Annotated in this window: 5 protein-coding genes and 1 pseudogene; 1 reads left to right on the forward strand and 5 read right to left on the reverse strand. The window is 64.6% G+C overall.

The window, feature by feature from the left end:
* From AC5JJ6_RS06680 to AC5JJ6_RS06695, 4 genes are all read right to left on the reverse strand, one after another.
* Window positions 1-530: IS66 family transposase zinc-finger binding domain-containing protein (locus tag AC5JJ6_RS06680; protein WP_496041287.1), on the reverse strand; the 530-nt coding region annotated here is incomplete at its 3' end.
* 62 nt (window positions 531-592) lie between these two features.
* Complete coding sequence (gene tnpB, locus AC5JJ6_RS06685) at window positions 593-940, reverse strand: IS66 family insertion sequence element accessory protein TnpB (protein WP_496041288.1); 348 nt, start codon at window positions 938-940, stop codon at window positions 593-595.
* Window positions 937-1,311: an IS66-like element accessory protein TnpA gene (tnpA, locus tag AC5JJ6_RS06690; protein WP_496041289.1), complete on the reverse strand. Its 375-nt coding sequence runs from the start codon at window positions 1,309-1,311 to the stop codon at window positions 937-939. The genes tnpB and tnpA overlap by 4 nt, the downstream gene beginning before the upstream one ends.
* 35 nt (window positions 1,312-1,346) lie before the next feature.
* On the reverse strand, window positions 1,347-1,622 hold the full coding sequence (locus AC5JJ6_RS06695; protein ID WP_496041290.1) for a hypothetical protein: 276 nt from the start codon (window positions 1,620-1,622) through the stop codon (window positions 1,347-1,349).
* A gap of 200 nt (window positions 1,623-1,822) precedes the next feature.
* On the opposite strand from AC5JJ6_RS06695, the gene AC5JJ6_RS06700 reads away from it, so the two are divergent.
* A complete protein-coding gene (locus tag AC5JJ6_RS06700; RefSeq protein ID WP_496041291.1) occupies window positions 1,823-2,512 on the forward strand; it encodes a hypothetical protein in 690 nt (229 codons plus the stop codon).
* Between the two features lie 372 nt (window positions 2,513-2,884).
* On the opposite strand, the pseudogene AC5JJ6_RS06705 reads toward AC5JJ6_RS06700, so the two are convergent.
* Window positions 2,885-2,994 (reverse strand): annotated as a pseudogene (locus AC5JJ6_RS06705) (IS630 family transposase); the annotation flags it as partial.

The raw sequence follows: 2,994 nt of genomic DNA on the forward strand, positions 1-2,994 counted from the left end.
TCCTGGACGATCCTCTCGCACAGCCGGCAGGACTTCCTCGGCCTCCTGGTCTCGATCACCTTGAGCTTGGCCGCGACGAACTCGAGAACCTCGGACAAGTCCTCGCCGAGCAGACGAAGCGGGCCGCCGCAGTCGGGGCAGTGGTCGCCGGGATCGAGCACGATCCGCTCGCGCGGTGCATCGTCGCGAAGGCGCGGTTTACCGCGCCGGCGGGGTTCGGCCCTCGGCAATGCCGGCTCCTCCCCGGCGTAACCGGCATCGGAATGTTCGGCAGAAGCGTCGTTGGCGGCAATCGCCACCTCGACGTCCTCGAGCGTCAGCTGGAGCTGCTCGAGTTCACGGCCGATCCGCTCCGAACTCGGTCCGAACCGCTGCCGCCGCAGCTTGGCGATCTGGATCCGGAGCGCCTGGACCAGGGCCTCGAAGGCCAGCGCCGACGCCCTGGCGCGGGCCATCTCCTCACGCTGGGCGAGGATAATCGCCTTCAGGGCGGCTGGGTCGTCGGGCAGGGCATCGGATAGCGGCGGCATGGAACAAGTCTAACAAAAATCCGCCCCTGATGACAGTATTCATCAGTCATGAACAGAGAAAATCATCCCACCCGCCTTGGTCCGGCAGTCCAGGCAGGACGTCTCCAGTCGATTCCTTCCCACAGCATTGCGAGTTGTGCCGCCGTCAGCCGTACCGATCCGTCCGAAGGTGCTGGCCAGGGGAAGCGGCCCTGCTCGAGAACCTTGTAATACAGACAAAACCCCTGGCCGTCCCAGTGGAGCAGCTTGATCCTGTCGCCCCGACGCCCCCGGAAAGCGAAGACGGCACCCGAGCCGGGCGCCTGCCGGAGGTGCTCCTGCGCGACCGCCGCCAGCCCGGTGATCCCCTTGCGCATATCTGTGACCCCGCAGGCGAGATAGACCCGAACGCCGCTGCCCGGGCCGATCATGCCGCCTCCGCGACCCGGATCAGCCGCATCAGAACGCGGTCCGGAATGTCGGCGGCAAAGCGCAGGGTGCGGCCACTGCGCAACCCGATCTCGACAGGGTGGCCTGGCGCATCCCCGCCACATCCGGCGCCCGGGCCCGGCGCCTCCTCCGTCACCTCGACCGGGAGGAACACCGCCTTGCCCGTTGGATGGACGGCCCTTTGCTTCAACTCGCAGCGCCACTGGTAGATGTTCTGCCGCGAGATGTCATGCCGGCGGGCCACCTCCGAGACGCTCGAACCGGGAGCGGCAGCCTCGGCGACAATCCGCATCTTCTCGTCCAAAGACCAGCGACGCCGGCGCTCACTTCCATTCAGCACCTCCACCCGCATATCTCACCTCGCTGTTGACGTCCATAACGACGTCGTTAACGACGTAAGATATCTCGATACCGAAGTCCTTGTAAGGCGGCCTGGATCGGCCGGTTACGATCGCCAGCCTGTTCGGCCAGGTCACTGTTCGCCTGCCACGCTTCCGCTGTGCCGGCTGCGGCACGATGGAGGCCACTGTCGACTGGCCAGCGCGCTGCCGATCGACGCCCGAGCTCGATCAGCTCCAGGCCCACCTGTCCGTCCTCATGCCCTATCGGGTCGCGGCCGGCGTGCTCGAGCTGCTTCTGCCGGTCGATGCCGGGATCAGCCATGAAAGCATGCGTGGTGCACCCTGAAGCTCGGCGCTGAGCTACGCGACGCCGCCGCGCTCGAACCGACAGCCGCCGCCCCGGCGATTACCCTGTCGCTGGACTCGACCTTCATCCGCAGCTGCGAGGAGGACCAGCGCCATCTCGAAGTTCGGCTCGGCAATGTCGAGGCATCCAGGGGAGCCCGGCAGGTTTTCGCCGCCGTGGCAAAAACCGACACCTCGATCGCGGCGCTGATCCAGCGCGGCCTTGCCGAGGTCGGCCACACCACCAACACTGCCATCACCGCGTTCACCGATGGCTGTTCCGGACTGCGCTCGATCCTGGTCGATGCCGGCGTCACGGCGACGCCGTACCTCGACTGGTTCCACATCGCCATGCGGTTGCAGCATGCCGAAACGACAGCTGGCACCCTGCCGGCCGACACCCCGGAGCGGGAGCACGCCAGGGCGGTGATCGTCGCGGAAGTCGACCGCCTGCACTGGCGGATCTGGAACGGCAGGGCCAAGGACGCGCAGATCACCCTTAAGCGCATCCGCGACGTCCTGCCGGTCTTTGAGGGCGATGGCGGCCGGAAAAATGATCCGGCGTGGCGCCGATTGTGGAAGGCGCTGCGTGGGATCGACCGCTATCTCTCCAATCAGAGCACTTGGCTGGTCAACTATGCCGAACGCCATCGTGCTGGTTTGCGGGTCGGCACCGCGCTGACCGAAGCAACAGCCAACTTCCTGGTCAACCGCCGCATGAACAAATCCCAGCAGATGCGATGGTCGCGACACGGTGCTGATCTCCTGCTCCAAGTTCGCTGTGCCGTTCTTAACGGCAAACTTGGCTCCGGCATCGGACAGCTCTTCAAAGCCAATCCTGGCTCCGAAATGGCTAAAGCTGCCTGACCCCCATTCCGTTGACGGCCCCCCGAAACGGCCGATCACATTCGGATCGCTCTGGCCCCGGTGTTCCCGGTCGAGGATATCCTCACCGTCGTCTCGACGCGCCTCGCCCGGTTCGTCACCTGAGCGCCGGGCCGTGTGCCCACACCCAAGAACCCGCCCCCGCAACCCCAAACCCGCCGCCCCATCTCGCCATCGGGACCTGACCGCGCGGAAACCGAAAAACCTAAAATTGAACTACCGAGAGAAGATTGCTCTGTCTGCTTCGTTGGTGAATAATCCGGGCTAAGGGCAATACCGTGTCGTTAAGGCTATAAACCACAACATGTGGGGCGTGTGCCTGAGCCTGCTTACTGCATTTAGAGCGGTCACCGATCAGCTTGAATAGCCTGAATTTCTGAAGAGGTTTCGGCACTCGTTTGGGCTGTAGAGCTTGAGGATATGTCCAATGGCGTTCCAAAGGCCGTCACGGGTGCGTTCGCCGA

The sequence above is a fragment of the Skermanella sp. genome (genome assembly GCF_059503625.1).